Annotated in this window: 13 protein-coding genes; 11 read left to right on the forward strand and 2 right to left on the reverse strand. The window is 73.2% G+C overall.

All coding sequences use genetic code 11. The features are described 5' to 3' along the window. The first annotated feature begins 7 nt into the window (after positions 1-7). The 8 genes from ACZ6C1_RS24805 (at position 8) to ACZ6C1_RS24840 (ending at position 11756) form a co-directional block, all read left to right on the forward strand. Positions 8-991, forward strand: coding sequence for a ScbA/BarX family gamma-butyrolactone biosynthesis protein (locus tag ACZ6C1_RS24805; RefSeq protein WP_469243315.1), 984 nt, complete (start codon positions 8-10; stop codon positions 989-991). Then, entirely contained in the window at positions 988-1665 is a 678-nt protein-coding gene (locus ACZ6C1_RS24810; RefSeq protein WP_469243316.1) for an HAD family hydrolase, read from the forward strand. The genes ACZ6C1_RS24805 and ACZ6C1_RS24810 overlap by 4 nt, the downstream gene beginning before the upstream one ends. Beyond that, positions 1662-3362: an FAD-dependent monooxygenase gene (locus ACZ6C1_RS24815; RefSeq protein ID WP_469243317.1), complete on the forward strand. Its 1701-nt coding sequence runs from the start codon at positions 1662-1664 to the stop codon at positions 3360-3362. The genes ACZ6C1_RS24810 and ACZ6C1_RS24815 overlap by 4 nt, the downstream gene beginning before the upstream one ends. After that, positions 3362-5620 (forward strand): MMPL family transporter, encoded by a 2259-nt coding sequence (locus ACZ6C1_RS24820; RefSeq protein ID WP_469243318.1) that lies wholly within the window; start codon positions 3362-3364, stop codon positions 5618-5620. Before ACZ6C1_RS24815 ends, ACZ6C1_RS24820 begins: the two co-directional genes overlap by 1 nt. Next, positions 5595-6680 carry an NAD-dependent epimerase/dehydratase family protein gene (locus ACZ6C1_RS24825; protein ID WP_469243319.1) on the forward strand — a complete coding sequence of 362 codons (1086 nt, stop codon included), beginning with the start codon at positions 5595-5597 and terminating at the stop codon, positions 6678-6680. Before ACZ6C1_RS24820 ends, ACZ6C1_RS24825 begins: the two co-directional genes overlap by 26 nt. Continuing rightward, positions 6677-7849, forward strand: coding sequence for an alpha/beta hydrolase (locus tag ACZ6C1_RS24830; protein WP_469243320.1), 1173 nt, complete (start codon positions 6677-6679; stop codon positions 7847-7849). The genes ACZ6C1_RS24825 and ACZ6C1_RS24830 overlap by 4 nt, the downstream gene beginning before the upstream one ends. Before the next feature lie 84 nt (positions 7850-7933). Next, the gene (locus ACZ6C1_RS24835; RefSeq protein WP_469243321.1) at positions 7934-10273 is read left to right on the forward strand and encodes an MMPL family transporter; all 2340 of its coding nucleotides are present in this window, start codon (positions 7934-7936) and stop codon (positions 10271-10273) included. 28 nt (positions 10274-10301) lie between these two features. Further along, a complete protein-coding gene (locus ACZ6C1_RS24840) occupies positions 10302-11756 on the forward strand; it encodes a metallophosphoesterase (RefSeq protein WP_469243322.1) in 1455 nt (484 codons plus the stop codon). Between the two features lie 12 nt (positions 11757-11768). Here the strand turns inward: ACZ6C1_RS24840 and ACZ6C1_RS24845 are convergent, their stop codons facing one another. Then, positions 11769-12707: an NADP-dependent oxidoreductase gene (locus ACZ6C1_RS24845; protein WP_469243323.1), complete on the reverse strand. Its 939-nt coding sequence runs from the start codon at positions 12705-12707 to the stop codon at positions 11769-11771. A gap of 108 nt (positions 12708-12815) precedes the next feature. Here ACZ6C1_RS24845 and ACZ6C1_RS24850 point away from each other — a divergent pair, with 108 nt between their 5' ends. Then, complete coding sequence (locus ACZ6C1_RS24850) at positions 12816-13112, forward strand: hypothetical protein (RefSeq protein ID WP_469243324.1); 297 nt, start codon at positions 12816-12818, stop codon at positions 13110-13112. Between the two features lie 77 nt (positions 13113-13189). On the opposite strand, the gene ACZ6C1_RS24855 is transcribed toward ACZ6C1_RS24850, so the two are convergent. Then, positions 13190-13480 (reverse strand): hypothetical protein, encoded by a 291-nt coding sequence (locus tag ACZ6C1_RS24855; RefSeq protein WP_469243325.1) that lies wholly within the window; start codon positions 13478-13480, stop codon positions 13190-13192. Positions 13481-13826: 346 nt separating this feature from the next. Between ACZ6C1_RS24855 and ACZ6C1_RS24860 the strand changes: the two genes are divergently transcribed. Both ACZ6C1_RS24860 and ACZ6C1_RS24865 read left to right on the forward strand, forming a co-directional pair. Next, positions 13827-14849 carry a phosphotransferase family protein gene (locus tag ACZ6C1_RS24860; RefSeq protein WP_469243326.1) on the forward strand — a complete coding sequence of 341 codons (1023 nt, stop codon included), beginning with the start codon at positions 13827-13829 and terminating at the stop codon, positions 14847-14849. Positions 14850-14857: 8 nt separating this feature from the next. After that, complete coding sequence (locus tag ACZ6C1_RS24865; protein ID WP_469243327.1) at positions 14858-16078, forward strand: acyl-CoA dehydrogenase family protein; 1221 nt, start codon at positions 14858-14860, stop codon at positions 16076-16078. Positions 16079-16288: the final 210 nt, after the last annotated feature.

Consider the following 16288-nt stretch of genomic DNA (forward strand, 5'->3'; position numbering starts at 1 on the left):
AGAAACGATGACCGGCCCAGCTCAACAGGATCAGATCCGTACCGCTCTCCGCTACGACAGCACCGTTCCCCGGGCCATGGTGCACCGCTCGGCGATCGCCGAGGTCTTCCTCACCGACTCCCGGCCCACGGACCGGCCGGACACCTACGAGGTGGCGGCCCAGCTGCCTCGTGCGCACATCATGGGCGAGCAGTCGGGCACCCACGACTTCCTGCTGCTGGTGGAAGTGCTGCGGCAGGCCGGGGTGTACCTCGCCCACGCGTACGAGAACGTGAGCCTGGACGACTCGTTCATCTTCCGGGACCTGCGCATACGGACACGGGACCGGTCCGCCATGCGCAGCGGTGGGGAACGGCCCGCCCACGCGGTCGCCACCCTCACCGTCGACCCGCAGCGCAAGCGGAACGGACGGGTGCACGCCCTGGACTTCTCCGGAACGCTCACCATCGAGGGGCGGGCCGCCCTGCACGTCGGCGGAGGGCTGGCCTTCTTCAGCCGCAACGTCTACCGCGCGCTGCGCACCCGTCGCCGTGACGCCCTGGCCGGTGTGATCGGGGTGCTGCCCACCCATGTCGCCGCGACCCCCGCCACCGTGGGGCGCCGCGACCCGTACAACGTGGTGATCACCCGGCCGGTGCCGGCCGGCGAGAGCACGCTGGCGGCCACCGTGCTTCCCGACACGACCCACCCCCACCTCTTCGACCACCAGCTCGACCACATCCCGGGCAACCTGCTGCTGGAAGCGGCCCGCCAGCTTTCCGCGGCGTCCGTGGCGACGCTGCACTCCATCTCCGCGACCGGGCTCCAGGTGACGTCGCTCGACGCGCGCTTCGAGGAGTTCGCCGAACTCGACCTGCCCGCCCGCGCCGTGGCACGGGTCGAGCAGTTCCAGGTCGACAAGGCGCTCGGCACGCTGGTCGTGCCCGTCGTGGTGGAGATCCTCCAGCAGGAGCGCGTGACGGCGTCCTTCCGCCTGGAGGTCGCACAGTGAGCTCCGCGCCCCTCACGACCGTCGTGGTCGACTACGGCGGTGTCCTGACCAATCCGCTGCACGAGACGTTCGCGGCCTTCGCCACGTCCGTGGGCGTGGAGACGGCCGTTCTCCAGGAGGCCTTCGCCCGGGCCACCGCGCGCCACGGGCGCAGCCCGATGGCCGACCTGGAGACCGCGCGGTGCACCGAGGCGGAGATGGTGGCCCGGGTCCTCGCCGAGTTGCCGGACGGCACGGGCGAGGACCTCCTCGGCGGCCGTGAGTTCGGGGAGCTGTGGTTCCGGGGAAGGACCGTCAACACCCAACTGCTCGCGTTCCTGCGAAGACTGCGCGCCGAGGGCTACCGCATCGCCCTGCTCACCAACAACGTCGTGGAATGGGGCCCGCGCTGGCGCGCCCAGCTCCCCGTGGACGAGCTCTTCGACACCGTCGTCGACTCGTCCGCCGAGGGGGTGCGCAAGCCCGACCCGCTGATCTACCGGCGGCTGCTGGAGCGGCTGCCCGCGGCGGCCCACGAGTGCCTCTTCCTCGACGACCTGGAGGAGAACTGCGCCGCCGCCTCCGGCCTCGGCATGCTCGCGGTTCCGTTCACCACCACCGAGGAGGCGATCGACCAGATCGTCGCCCTGCTCCGGTCCCGCGGTGCCTTCAACCTCATCAGGAGCGCGGTGTGACGGACAGCGACACGGTGCTGGTCGTGGGGGCCGGCCCCACCGGGCTGACCCTCGCCTGCACCCTCCTGCGGCACGGGGTGGCGTGCCGGGTGATCGACCGCCGCAAGGGGCCCGCCAGCGAGCCGAAGGCACTGATCCTGTGGAGCGGCGCACTGGAGGTGCTGCGGCGCGTCGGTGTGGCGGACTGCCTGGTGCAGCGCTCACTGCCGCTGTCCGGGGCCTCCTACTGGTCCGGCGGCAAGCGGACCGGCCGGGTGCGTTTCGGTTCCCTGGCCGGCACCGCGTACCCCCGGCCGCTGTGCGTCCCGCAGTCGGTGACGGAGAGCGTGCTGTACGCGCGGCTGCTGGAACTGGGCGGCAACGTCGAGTGGAACGCCGAACTGGTGGACGCCCGCCTCGCCGACGGTGCCCACGGGCCGGTCTCGGCCACCATCGCGGTGCCGGGGCCGGGGTACGGCTCCGGCGCGTCGGGCGGCACGGGCTCCACGTCGGAGGTCTGCCCGCGCTGGCTGGTGGGTGCGGACGGTACGCGCAGCAGGGTGCGCGAGGCCGCGGGGATCGCCTTCCGGGGCAGTACGTACGCCCGGGACTTCCTCCTGGGTGACGGCGAGATCAGCGGTGACCTGCCCCAGTCGGAAGCGCAGTACCACCTGACGCCCGAGGGGGTCATGGTCGTCGTACCGCTGCCCGGCGGCGGCCACCGGATCTTCTTCGACCGGGACGCCACCGACGAGGCGGGGCCCCTTGCGGACGAGGACCTCCAGGCGCTGCTGGCGGCCCGTGGGCCGAAGGACTGGCAGGTCCGCTCCACCTGGTGGCGCAGCACCTTCCGGGTCCACACGAAGGTCGCCGAGGCGTTCCGGTCGGGGCCGGTGTTCCTGGCGGGGGATGCCGCGCACTGCCACAGCCCGGCCGGTGGGCAGGGGCTGAACACCGGGGTGCAGGACGGATTCAACCTGGGCTGGAAGCTCGCGGCGGTCGCCCGTGGAGCCGACCCGGCGCTGCTCGACAGCTACGAGGCGGAGCGGCGGCCCGCCGCCCTCCGGGCCCTGCGCAACTCCGACCGCCAGACCCGGTTGTGGCTGCTCCGGGACGGGCCCCGGCGGATGGTGCGCGACACCCTGCTGAAGGTGGCGTCGGCCACCGGCGCCCTGGACCGCACGGTGGTGCCGGAACTCGCCCAGCTGGACCCGGGCCTGGAGTCGAGCCCCGCGGTGCCGGGCGGGCTCGCCGCGCCGGGTTCCCGGACCGGGCGGAAGGCCGGTGTGCTGCGCCCGGGCGGCCGGTTGCCCGACACCCCGTGGCAGCCGCTGTCGGGTACGGGCACGGCCTCGCTCCACGAGTTCCTCGCGGCCGGACGGCACACCCTGCTGGTGGTGCAGGGCGGCACCGATCCGGCGGCGGGCGAGCGTGCGGCGCGGGAGACGGCCGAGCTGGTGGAGCGGTGCGCGGTCGGTGACCTGACGGGGGTCGTCCTGCTGACGGACCGGGAGCCCCCGGTCGGGTGGGACGGCCCGGCGCCGTACGCGCGAGCCGTCGACACCGGCCGTACGCTGACCGGTCCGGCCGGACGGGACCCGCTGGTGATCTACGTACGGCCGGACGGCGCGGTCGGCGCCTGGTCCACGTACGAGGGCCTGCCGGAACTGGCAGCAGGGGTCTCGGTGCTCCGCACCCCCGTGGAGCGGGTCGCCTGATGCTGACGTCCCTCGGCGCACACCTCGTGCGCAGGCCGTGGGTGTTCCTGGTGGCGGCCGTGGTGCTGGTGCTGGACGCCGTGCTGCTTGGCGCGGACCTGCCCGGACGGCTGACCAACACCGGTACGACGGACCCCGCTTCCGAGTCCGGGCGCGTGCAGCGCGTACTGGAGCAGCACTATCCCGAGCATCAGCCGAACCTGGTCCTGCTCGTCTCGGTGCCCGAGCACGCGCAGGTCGACGACCGGCCGCTCGCCCGGCAGGGCGTCCGGCTGGCGGAACGGCTGGCCTTCGAGGACTCCGTCGTCGGTGTCGTCTCGTACTGGCAGACCGGGCTCGCGGACCTCCGTTCCCGCGACGGCCGTCAGGCGGTGATCGCCGCCCGGATCGGCGGCGGTGAGGACCGGGCGCGGGACGAACTGGAGCGGCTGGCACCGCGTTTCCGCGGGGAACAGGGTGACCTGACGGTCCGGATCTCCGGCGCGCTCGCCGTGCAGAACGAGATCGAGAGCACTGTCGCGGCGGACCTCACCCGCTCGGAGCTCCTCGCCCTCCCGCTCACCCTGGCCGTCCTCGTCTGGGTCTTCGGCGGGGTCGTCGCGGCGTCGCTGCCCGTCCTGGTGGGTCTGGCCACGGTCCTGGGCACGGGTGCGGTGCTGCGTCTGGTCACCGGGTTCACCGAGGTGTCGGTGTTCGCCCAGAACCTCACCACCGCGCTCGGCCTGGGGCTGGCGATCGACTACGCGCTGCTGATCGTGCGCAGGTTCCGTGAGGAGCTCGCCACCGGGGCGACGCCCGCCGACGCGGTGCTGGGCACCGTGCGCACCGCCGGTCGCACCGTGCTGTTCTCCGCGCTGACCGTGGCGGTCGCCCTGGCCGCGATGCTGGCCCTGCCCCTGGCGTTCCTGCGTTCCCTCGCCTGGGCGGGGATCAGTGTGGTGCTGCTCGCCGCGCTCACCTCCCTGACGGTGCTGCCCGCCGTGCTGGTCCTGCTGGGGCGCCGGGTGGACGCGTGGCCGGTACTCCGCCGGAAACGCGGCGCGACCGCTCCGAAGGGCCGGCTGACCGCCGCGGTGATGCGCCGCGCCCCACTGGTCACCGTGGCGGTGACCGGCCTGCTGCTGGCCCTCGGTCTGCCGTTCCTGGGTGCCGAGTTCGGCACCGCCGACCATCGTCAGCTCCCCGCCACGAGCGAGGCGCGCACCGTCCAGGAGACGCTGCGGGACGACTTCGACGGCTCGCCGGAGGGCGCGGTGCCCGTGCTGCTCCGTACCGGCGAGGTGTCCCGGGCCGAGGCGCGGGCCGTCACCGGGCGGGTCGCGGCGAAGCTTTCCGCGCTCGACGGGGTGACCCGCGTCGAGTCCTCGGCCGGCACCTACCGTGACGGGACCCGCTCGGAGGCGGCGTCGCCCGTCGACTCCGCGCGCGCCACCGCCGGTCACGACCTGCTGACCGTGGTCGCCGAGGACGACACGGCCGCCACCTCCGCCGCCCACCAGCGGCTGGTGGAGAGCCTGCGCACGGCGTCCTCGTCCGACGGGGCGTCCGTCGGCGGCCCCGCGGCGGCGCTGCTGGACACCAAGGCGTCCATCGGGCGCGGGCTGCTGCCCGCCCTCGCCTTCGTGCTGGGCGCGACGCTGCTGCTGGTCTTCCTCCTGACCGGCAGCGCGGTCCTCCCCCTGCTGACGGTGGCGCTCAACGCCCTGAGCCTGACGGCCATGTTCGGCGCGGTGGTGTGGGTGTTCCAGGAGGGCCGGCTGTCCGGCCCGCTGGGCTTCACCGCGACCGGGGACGTCGAGACGACCCTGCCCGTGCTGATGTTCTGCGTGGCGTTCGGTCTGTCCATGGACTACGGCGTCTTCCTGATCGCGCGGGTCAAGGAGGAGTTCGACCGGACCGGCGACCACCGTGCGGCGGTCGTGCGGGGGATGCGCAGCACCGGCGGGCTCATCACCGCGGCCGCCGTCGTCCTCAGCGTGGTGTTCGTCTCCATCGGACTGTCACGGATCACCAACACCAAGATGCTCGGCTTCGGCGTCGCCCTCGCCGTGCTGGTGGACGCCCTCGTCGTCCGCACCCTGCTGGTTCCCGCCGTGCTGCGGCTGCTGGGCGCCCGCGCGTGGTGGGCCCCCGGCCCGCTGCGCCGCGTCCACCGCCGCTTCGGGCTGCGCGAGGAGCCGGCCCCGTACCCGACCCCGACCCCGACCCCGACCCTTGAGGAAAGGACGTCGCATGAGCGACACGCCGTCCCCCGCTGAACCCGCCGGGCCGGCCGCCGTCATGGTCACCGGAGCCACCGGACTGCTCGGCCACGCCGTCGTCGGCCGGCTCCTCGCCGCCGGGAGCGAGGTGACGGCGGTGGTACGCGACCCGGGGCGCGCCGCCGCCCTGCTGCCGCGCCATCCCGCGCTGCGGCTGGTGACCGGGGACGTCACCGACGTCGGGAGCTACGGAACCGCGCTGCGCGGCATGGACGCGGTGATCCACACGGCCGCGTACTTCCGCGAGTACTACCTGCCCGGCCACGACCTGGCACGGCTGTACCGCACGAACGTGGCGGCGGTGGAGGACCTGCTGAAGGCGTCGGTGGACGCCGGTGTGCCCGTCGTGGTGCACACCAGCTCCCTCGCCGTACTGGGCGGAGGAGACGTCACCTCTCCCGGGGACGAGGACACCGCGAACGCGGCCCCCGGCCCGGACAACCACTACCGCGCCAGCAAGATCCGGGCCGAGCGGCTGATCTCCTCCTTCGGCGACACGTACGGGCTGCGGGTACCGCTCGTCCTGCCCGCCTGGATGTGGGGGCCCGGTGACGCGGGCCCCACATCGGCGGGGCGGCTCTTCCTGGCGGTGGCGCGCGGCGGGATCAAGGCGCTCCCGGCGGCGGGCAATCACGTCGTGGACGCCCGCGACGTGGCGGCCGCCTGTGTCTCCGCGGCGGTCCGCGGGGCCGCCGGGCGCCGCTACATCGTGGGCGGCCGCCGGCACCCGCTGCACGAGATCTGCGCGGCCGTCGTCCGGGCGACCGGTACCGGAGCCGTGCCCCGGCGGCTGCCTCCCCGGGCGGCGACGACACTCGCCGCGCTCCTGGAGTGGCAGGCGAAGGCGCGCGGAACGCAGCCGGTCGCCACCCGTACGGGGATGCGGGCGCTCCTCGAAGGACACCACCGGAGGGTCTCCTCCGCCAGGGCGCGCCGTGAACTGGGCGTCACCTTCCGCCCGCTGGACGAGACCGTCTCCGACCAGGCCGCATGGCACCGGGAGCACGGACAGCTGCCGCCCACCGGGGCGGCTCGACGAGAGGTGAGGAGCGCATGAGCGTCATCGGACGGATCGCCGTACTGGGCGCGGGCGCGGCGCTGCTGGTGAGTCCGGTGGCGGCCGCCATGACGGCGGCCGGCACACCGTCCACGTCCCGGACGACCGTGGCCTCCGTGGCGTCCACACCGTCGCCCGCCGAGGCCCGGGCGGCCGCCGCGGCGACCGCGCGACGGCTCGCGGCCGCGAGGATCGTGGACGTCCCCGTCACCTTCACCGTACGCAACGTCAACCGCAGCAGGACCGGTTGCCGGACGGACGGCGGAACCTACCGGGTACGGGGTCATCTGACCGCGCCCGAGTCGGCGCTGTCCGGCGGGAAGCGGGCCGTCACCCTGTACCAGCACGGGATCGCGGCGGGCGAGTGGTACTGGCGCCTGGACGTGCCCGGCTACCACTACGCGGAGGAGCTCGCCAGGCGGGGACATGCCTCCGTCACCGTCGACCGGCTCGGCTACGGCACCAGTGACCGTCCCGACGGCTTCGACACCTGCATCGGTGCCGAGGCGGACATCGCCCACCAGATCGTGCGGCAGCTTCGCGCCGGGACGTACGAGTTCGCCGGGCGGCCCGCCCGTGGCCCGGCCGAGCCGCCGTCCTTCGGCACGGTGACCCTGGCCGGGCAGTCCAACGGCGGCCAGGTCGTCCAGATCGCCGCGTACTCGTTCGGCGGAACCGACGGACTGATGATCATGGACTGGACGGACCGCGGCCTCACCCCGGAGGCCAACACCCGCTTCTTCAGCGCCCTCCAGAGCTGCATGGCGGGCGGTCAGCCGAGCAGGAAGCCCTCGGACCTCGGGGGTTACGTCTACTACGACCTGGGCCCCGACCAGTTCCGCCGGGGCAACTTCCACGACACCGAGCAGCGCGTCATGGACGCCGCCACCCCGCACCAGAACCGCCACCCGTGCGGTGACATGACCTCACAGCTCGACTCCGTCTTCACGGACCTGGAGCACGTGCACACGATCAAGGGACCGGTCCTCTTCGTGTACGGCGACGAGGACGCCCGTGTCACCGGAGGCACCGCCCACCGGCGCCTGTTCACCGGGGCGGAGACCGAACTGCTCACCATTCCGGGAGCCGGGCACTACGCCACCATGGCCCGTTCCGCGCCCCGCACCTTCGACCGGATCAGCGCCTGGCTCGACGCCCACGGCCTGTAGCGCACCCGTCCCCCGCTCGATTCCCCTCTGTTCCCCATCCGCGTTCCCCTACCCACCCCCATCCCCCTTTCCGGAGAGTGCACCGTGCCCACCACCCGTCAGTCCACCGATCCCCGTGCCGAAGAGAGCCCGCCCGCGCTGCGGCGGTGGGGGCGCGTGACCGCCGCGCGGGCCCGGCTCGTCGTGTGGCTCGGCGTCGCCCTGACCCTTCTGGGCGTGGTGCTCGCGGCGGGCACCATGGACCGTCTGCTGCTCAGCCGTTTCGAGAGCCCCGGCTCCGAGTCGCTGAGGACTCGTGCCGTCCTCCAGGAGGAGTTCGGCACCGGCACGCCCAGCGTGCTGCTGATGGTCACGGCGCGGCGGGGCACCGTGGACGACCCGGCGGTCGCCGCCGAGGGCCGCGCGCTGGAGAAGGAGCTCGCCGGGAAGGGCGGGGTGGCCGAGGTCGCCTCGTACTGGTCCCGCGGCAACTCCCCCGCCATGCGCGGCACGGACGGGAAGCAGGCCCTGGTCGTCGCCCGGATGGCGGGCACGGTGACCGAGGCGCGTACGCGGCTGGCCGAGCTCTCGCCGGACTTCACCAGGGACGGTGAACTGGTGAAGGTCCGTGTGGGCGGCGGGGACGAGGTGTTCCGGCAGGCCGCCGCACAGTCCCGGCAGGACTTCCTGCGGGCCGAGATGATCGTGTTCCCGCTGGTGCTGCTCCTGCTGTTCGCCATCTACCGGCGCTTCTCGGCCGCCGCGCTCACGCTCGGCATGGGGCTGTTCTCCGTCATCACCACGCTGGCGCTGCTCCGCGGTGTCACCTACCTCACGGATGTCTCGACGTTCGCCGCCAACCTGGCCCTGGTCATGGGCGTCGGGCTGGGCGTGGACTACAGCCTGTTCGTCATCAACCGGTTCCGCGAGGAGCTGGCCGCCGGGCGGCAGGTGGCCGGGGCGGTCGAGCACGCGGTCGCCAGCGCCGGCCGGACCGTCGCGTTCAGCGGTCTCACCGTGATCGTGTCGCTCGCCTGCCTGCTGCTGTTCCCGTTCCCCTTCCTGCGCTCGTTCGCCTACGCCGGCATCGGCACCGTCCTCACGTCCGTCTTCGCGGCCCTGGTGATCCTTCCTGCCGCGCTGGCCCGCCTCGGGCGGCGGGTGGCCCGCAAGGACGCCGGCGCCCGCTCCGGCGAGGGCTGGTGGCACTCCACCGCGCTGCGGATGATGCGCAGGCCGCTGGTCTACGGCATTCCCGCCCTGGTCCTGCTGCTGGGGCTGGCCTCACCCTCGCTGGGCCTCACCTTCGGTGTGCCGGACGAGCGGGTCCTGCCCGAGGACACCTCCAGCCGGGTGGTCCAGCAGGAGATCCGCGACAACTTCGCCGCGGAGGAGATGGACGCCATCCAGGTGCTGCGCCGGGGCCAGGCGGGCGTCCCGGCGAACCGGGCCGCGATCGAGGCCACGGCCGTCGGCCTGTCCCGCATCCCCGAGGTCCACCAGGTCGACGCCCTCACCGGCTCGTACGCGGCGGGCCGCAAGGTGGCCGAACCGGGCGACTCCGCCGAGCGGTTCGCCTCCGCCGAGGACACCTGGTACTCGGTGGTCGCGACGCACCGCGGCCTCGACCGGGAGATCGAACGGCTCCTCGCCGACGTCCGCACCACGGCGGCCGACACCGCCGGTGCGACCGGCGCCGGCTCCGCGCAGGTGAGCATCGGCGGATACCCGGCCGAACTCAGCGACTTCCGCACCGAGTTGGTCGACCGGCTGCCCCTGGTGTTCGGACTGATCCTCGTGGTCACCTTCGTGATCCTGTTCCTGATGACGGGCAGCGTGCTGCTCCCGGCGAAGGCGATGGTGCTCAACACCCTCAGCATGGCGGTGATGTTCGGCGCCCTCGTCTGGGTGTTCCAGGACGGCAATCTGTCCGGCGTGCTCGGCTTCACCCCGAGCGGTGCCATCGAGCCCAGCATCCCCATCCTGATGTTCTGCACCGCCTTCGGCCTCTCCATGGACTACGAGGTCTTCATGCTGTCGCGGATCAAGGAGGAGTACGACCGCACCGGTGACAACGTCAGCGCCGTGGCCGTGGGCCTGGAGCGCAGCGGCCCGCTGATCACCTCGGCGGCGGTCATCCTCGCGGCCTCGTTCGCCACGTACGCCTCCTCCGGGATCGTGTTCCTGAAGATGCTGGGCCTCGGCATGGTCGTGGTGATCCTGGTCGACGCCACGCTCATCAGGGCGGTGCTCGTGCCGGTCTTCATGCGCCTGGCAGGGCGGGGCAACTGGTGGGCTCCGGCACCGCTGCGCGCGCTCCACGCCCGGTTCGGCATCGCCGAGTCGGCACCGTCCGCACCCGACGCCGCAGGGCCCGGCGCCGCACGGCCCGAGGCCCCGGCGTCCGACGGCCCGGGCGTCGGCGCGGCCGCCGGCCGCGGCTGAGTCCGCCGGACTCCACGAGGAGAGACACATGCTGGGATTCGGAGTGACGGCGCTCATGCTCGTGGGGTCCGGCGCCCTCCACTACTACCTGTGGACACGTCTGGTCCGTGACACGACCAGGCCCTCGACACGCGCACGGCGGCTGGGCACCTGGGGGGTGGTGCTCTCGGCGCTGCTGGCCCCCGGTACCCGGATCGTCACCCCGCTGTTCGATCCGGCGGACGGGGGCGCGGGCCGGTGGCTCGCGTGGCCGGGCTACACCTGGATCGGGGTCCTGCTCTACCTCCTGCTGGCCCTGTTCGCGCTCGAACTGCCCCGCGCGCTCGCCCTGCGCGCATGGCGGCGGGCCGGCCGGGAGGCGGAGCGGGCCTCCGTCCCGGAACCGGGACCCCCGCCGGGGCCGGGATTTGCCCCGGAACCGGGATCCGCGCCGCTGCCGGAACCCGCGCCGGAGCCGGAATCCGCGGCCGGCCGGCAGCCGGTGCTCATGGCCGGGTCGGCGGCTCCGGGGGCGCCGGCGGCTCGGGGCACGACGGCCGGTCCGGCTGGGCAGGAAGGCGCGCCGGGGCCCACCCCCGCTCCGGTGCCCGAGCCCGCACCCCGGCCCGACGCGGCCGGGGCGGGGGCCGGGGGTGACCGGATGCTCGCCCGGCGCCTCTTCCTCGGCCGGGCGGTCGGCACCCTGGCCGGTGCCACCGCCCTGGGCACCGTGGGCCGGGGCATGTCCGTGGCGCTCGGCGACCCCATGATCAAGCGCGTACCGGTCACCCTGTCGAAGGTGAACGCGCGGCTGGCCGGGCTGCGCATCGCCGTGGTCAGCGACATCCACCTGGGCCCCCTGCTCGGACGCTCCCACACCGAGCGCATCGTCCGCATGGTCAATGAGCTGCAGGCCGACCTGGTGACGATCGTCGGCGACCTGGCCGACGGCACCGCCGCCCAGCTCGGCCCGGCCGCCCGCCCCCTGCGGGGCCTGGAGTCGCGGTACGGCAGCTTCTTCGTCACCGGCAACCACGAGTACCTCTACGACGGTGTCGAGGACTGGCTGGACGAGATGCGGGCCGTGAACGTGCGGCCGCTGGTCAACGAGCGGGTCGGGATTCGGCACAACGGCGCCTTCCTCGATCTGGCCGGGGTGGAGGACCTGGCCGGGGAGGAGTCCGGACGTGGCCCGGACCTGGCACGGGCGCTGGCGGGACGGGACACGGCGCGTCCTGTCGTGCTGCTGGCCCATCAGCCGGTGTTCGCGGAGGAGGCGGCGCGCCACGGGGTCGACCTCCAGCTCTCCGGGCACACCCACGGCGGACAGATGTTCCCGCTCACCGCGGTGACCGCGCTGGCCAATCCGGTCAGCTCCGGGCTGGGCAGGGTGGACGACACCACGCTCTACGTGACGAACGGGGCCGGGTTCTTCGGCCCGCCGGTCCGGGTGGGCGCCCCGGCCGACATCAGCCTGCTCGAACTGCGCGCCCCGGTCCGGTGACCGCCCGCCCCGTCAGCCCCCGGACCCGTCGACGGTGACGACGACCTTGCCGTGCAGGCCGCCCTCCATGTTGGCGCGCTGGGCGTCGGCGGCCTGCTCCAGGGGGAACGTCCTGGCGACGCGTACGGTGAGGGCGCCCTGTTCCACCAGTTCGGCGAGTGCCGTGAGGTCCGCCGAGTCGGGGCGTACCCAGTAGTAGTGGCCGCCCAGCCCGGTCACCTCACCGTCCGCGACGGACGCGAGGCGGCCCTGGTGGGCGAGCAGGTGGGCCGAGTCCCTCAGGACCTGGCCGCCGACCGTGTCGAGTGCCGCGTCCACCCCGTGCGGGGCGAGCTCCCTGACACGGCGGGTGAAGCCGTCGCCGTACGGCACCGGCTCCGCACCGAGCTCGCGCACCCGGTCCTGTCCCTGGTCGCGGGCCGCGCCGATGACGCGGGCACCGAGGTGCCGGGCGATCTGGACGGCCATCGAGCCCACGGCGCCCGACGCGGCGTTCACCAGGACGGTGTCGCCCGGCCGGACGCGCAGTGCCCGGTGCAGCACCTGGTAGGCGGTGAGCCCGGCCAGCGGGAGGGCGGCCGACTCCTCGAAGCCCAGGTTGCGCGGCTTGCGCGCGAGGGTACGGACGGGCGCGGCGACGTACTCGGCGAAGGTGCCGTGGCACAGGACGTCCTCGCGTACGTATCCCATCACCTCGTCCCCGACGGCGAACTCGGGAACGGACACCCCGGGCTGGACGACCACGCCGGCGACGTCCCAGCCGGGGATCACGGGGAAGACGGTGTCGAAGGAGGTGTCCAGGTATCCGGCCTGGGCCTTCCGGTCGACCGGGTTGACGGCCGCCGCGCGCACTTTGACGAGCACCTTGTCCGGGCCCACCTTGGGGTGGGGACGGTCGCCGAATTCGAGGACCTCCGGGCCGCCGTAGCGGCTGTAGCTGATCGCCTTCATGCTCCGACCCTCCGGCCCGGTCCGGCCACCCGCAAGCCGAAAGGGATCAAGTCGGGCAAAAAGGGCTAGCCTGGAGATGTTGTCGACGTCCCACGCCGGAGGCCCCCGATGACCGTCCTCCATCAGGAACACTCCTCGCACGCCCATGTCCACGGACCGGCCTGCGGGCACCAGGCCGTGGTCCACAACGACCACCTCGACTACGTCCACGACGGGCACCTGCACCGGGAGCACTCCGGGCACTGGGACGAGTGCGAGCCCGGCGAGCACATCGCCCACAGCGGGCACATCCATGAGCACGGCGACAACTGCGGCCACCCGGCTGTCGCCCACGGCGACCATATGGACTACGTGCACGAGGGGCACCGGCACGCCGCGCACGACGACCACTGGGACGACCACTGACCGCCTTCACCAGCGCGGCACCGCCGGCCGCCCGACCCCCGGGGTCCGCCCGCCGCGCCGCCGCCGCGTCGGCGCGCTCACGCATCGAGCCGTCGTCGTCGAGCCGGCGCCGGTGCGGGGCGCCGAGCCGGGCGCGTCGCACGTGTGATCCAGGTCGGGGACGCGGTCACGCACATGATGGTGGCGAGGGGTGCGCCGGTCCCGGCGGCGCCCTCGGCCGTACGGCCGGTCCCGCTCACGGGCGAACCCACGGACAGCCGCAGCTTGTCGGCGGCACGGACGCCACGCGGCCTGCCCGCGTCGACACCCGCCGTCGCGGTGGGTGAGCCGCCGCACACCCGCTCGGCCACGCGGACCGGTTCGTTCACATGGCTGACCGGTGGCCGGGGACAGGCCTCCGCGAGCCGGCGGGCGGGGATCAGGTACGCGCCGTCGCCGTAGGTCTCGCCGACTCCGGGGGACTCCGCACCGGATGACGGCCTCCCCGGCGAGGCGTGGGGTGTGGGGCCGGTGGACGCCCTGCGACGAGGATCGGGGTGAGCCGGACATCGCTGATCAGCAGTCCGGTTCCCATACGTGAACTCCATTCAGTGACGTATCCCGTGGGCCGGACTCCGGCGGCCGGTTTCCGGCACGGCACTGGACGACATACCGACTGGTCGGTCATGCTGCGTCGTACCACCACAGTCCTTCCCGTCACCGGAGGTGCGAACGATGAGCTCAGCTCCCCCACCAGGTCTCGATCCCGAGCGGTTGCGCGGCTTCCTGGACCGCGAGCGGCCCGGCCTGGTGAGCGGACCGCTCAGCGCCCGCCTCGTCGAGGGCGGCCGGTCGAACCTCACGTACGTCGTCACCGACGGCACCGGCCAGTGGGTCGTGCGCCGCCCGCCGCTCGGCCACGTCCTGGCCACCGCCCATGACATGAGGCGTGAGCACCGGGTGATCAGCGCCCTGCACCCGACGGCCGTCCCGGTCCCGGAGCCGCTGGTGCTGTGCGAGGACGACGAGGTGCTCGGAGCGCCGTTCTACGTCATGGAGTTCGTGGCCGGAACGCCGTACCGCACCGCCGAACAGCTCGCCCCGCTCGGCCCCGAGCGCACCCGCGCCGCGGTGCTGGGCCTGGTCGACACCCTGGTCGACCTGCACGCCGTGGACCCCGGGGCGGTGGGGCTCGGCGACTTCGGACGGCCGGACGGCTTCCTGGACCGGCAGCTTCGGCGCTGGGGCAAGCAGCTGGACGCCTCACGCAGCCGTGACCTGCCGGGGATCGACGAGCTGCACGCGGCGCTCGGCCGCGAACTGCCGCGCTCCCCCGCCCCGACCGTCGTCCACGGCGACTACCGCCTGGACAACGCCCTGCTGGGCGAGGACGACCGGGTACGCGCCGTACTGGACTGGGAGATGTCCACCCTCGGCGACCCGCTCACCGACCTGGGCCTGCTGACCATGTACAGCGTCCCGCTGGACCTGCCGCACTCCCCCGTCTCCACCACCGCCGCCGCGGCCGGGCATCCGTCACCCGCCGAGCTGATCGAGCGGTACGCCGCCCGCTCCGGCCGCGACACCTCCGCCATCTCCTGGTACACGGCGTTCGCCTGGTTCAAGCTCGCCGTGATCCTGGAGGGCATCCACTACCGCTACACCCTCGGACAGACCGTCGGCGCCGGCTTCGACCGGATCGGCGACCTCGTCCCCGTCTTCATCGAGCACGGCCTCACCACCCTCCAGGAAGGCTGACGACACCCATGGACTTCGCATTCGACGCCCGTACCGAGGAACTGCGGGCGAAACTCCTCGCCTTCATGGACGAGTTCGTGTACCCGGCGGAGGAGGTCGCGCACGAGCAGCGGACCAAGCTCGCCTCCCCGTGGGACACCCCGGCCGTGGTCGAGGAGCTCAAGGCCGAGGCCCGCAGGCAGGGCCTGTGGAACCTCTTCCTGCCGGACCAGGAGCACGGGGCCGGCCTGACGAACCTCCAGTACGCGCCGCTCGCGGAAATCACCGGCCGCTCCCCGCACCTGGCGCCCACCGCGCTGAACTGCGCCGCCCCGGACACCGGCAACATGGAGGTGCTGGCCCAGTTCGGCGACGAGCGGCAGAAGGAGCGGTGGCTGCGGCCGCTGCTGGCCGGGGAGATCCGGTCCGCCTTCGCGATGACCGAGCCGGACGTCGCCTCGTCGGACGCGACGAACATCGAGACCCGCATCCGGCGGGACGGTGACGACTACGTCATCAACGGCCGCAAGTGGTACATCTCCGGCGCGATGAACCCCGACTGCCAGATCTTCATCGTGATGGGCAAGACCGACCCGGACGGCGAGGACATCCGCCGCCAGCAGTCGATGGTCCTGGTCCCCCGCGACACCCCGGGCCTGCACGTGCGGCGCGCGATGCAGGTGTACGGGTACGAGGACCATTCCCACGGCGGTCACGCCGAGGTCGTCTTCGAGGACGTCCGCGTCCCCGCCACGAACCTGATCGGCGAGGAGGGCGGCGGGTTCGCCATCGCCCAGGCCCGTCTCGGGCCGGGCCGGATCCACCACTGCATGCGACTGATCGGCATGGCGGAGCGGGCGATCGAGCTGATGTGCCGCCGGGCCGTGTCCCGCACGGCCTTCGGCAAGCCGCTGGCCGCCCAGGGGCAGGTGCAGGGGTGGATCGCGGACGCCCGGGTGGCCGTGGAGCAGGTGCGGCTGCTGGTGCTCAAGACCGCGTGGCTGATGGACACCGTCGGCAACCGGGGCGCGCACACCGAGATCCAGGCCATCAAGATCGCGACACCGCGCACGGTGGTGGACATCCTCGACAAGGCGGTCCAGGTCCATGGCGCGGGGGGCGTCAGCCAGGACTTCCCGCTCGCCGAACTGTGGGCGTCGGCGCGGACGCTGCAGCTCGCGGACGGGCCGGACGAGGTGCACCAGCGGTCGCTGGCGCGGCGGGAGCTGAAGCAGTACCTCGACGTCTGAGTTCCACGCGGTGGTGAGAAGCCCGGGGCCTTCACGGCCCCGGGCTTTTACCACACATGGGCTGTCTGTCAGGTGAGAACGGCACTAAGACGGCGTGATCCCGTGCCCACGGCCTAGTTTCGGCCAAGGATCCCGGACTCACCGGCTCACAGACAACCCACAGTGCCGACCGTCGACTCTCACAGGACGGAGACGGGCCACGCGACATGA

The sequence above is a fragment of the Streptomyces sp. NPDC041796 genome (assembly GCF_055590785.1).

What these genes read in the sequence shown, in the direction of transcription:
- ACZ6C1_RS24825 (WP_469243319.1), top strand. Translation starts at nt 5,595, where the DNA reads ATGAGCGACACGCCGTCCCCCGCTGAACCCGCCGGGCCGGCCGCCGTC.
- ACZ6C1_RS24845 (WP_469243323.1), bottom strand. Translation starts at nt 12,707, where the DNA reads ATGAAGGCGATCAGCTACAGCCGCTACGGCGGCCCGGAGGTCCTCGAA.
- ACZ6C1_RS24865 (WP_469243327.1), top strand. Translation starts at nt 14,858, where the DNA reads ATGGACTTCGCATTCGACGCCCGTACCGAGGAACTGCGGGCGAAACTC.
- ACZ6C1_RS24850 (WP_469243324.1), top strand. Translation starts at nt 12,816, where the DNA reads ATGACCGTCCTCCATCAGGAACACTCCTCGCACGCCCATGTCCACGGA.
- ACZ6C1_RS24860 (WP_469243326.1), top strand. Translation starts at nt 13,827, where the DNA reads ATGAGCTCAGCTCCCCCACCAGGTCTCGATCCCGAGCGGTTGCGCGGC.
- ACZ6C1_RS24820 (WP_469243318.1), top strand. Translation starts at nt 3,362, where the DNA reads ATGCTGACGTCCCTCGGCGCACACCTCGTGCGCAGGCCGTGGGTGTTC.
- ACZ6C1_RS24805 (WP_469243315.1), top strand. Translation starts at nt 8, where the DNA reads ATGACCGGCCCAGCTCAACAGGATCAGATCCGTACCGCTCTCCGCTAC.
- ACZ6C1_RS24830 (WP_469243320.1), top strand. Translation starts at nt 6,677, where the DNA reads ATGAGCGTCATCGGACGGATCGCCGTACTGGGCGCGGGCGCGGCGCTG.
- ACZ6C1_RS24840 (WP_469243322.1), top strand. Translation starts at nt 10,302, where the DNA reads ATGCTGGGATTCGGAGTGACGGCGCTCATGCTCGTGGGGTCCGGCGCC.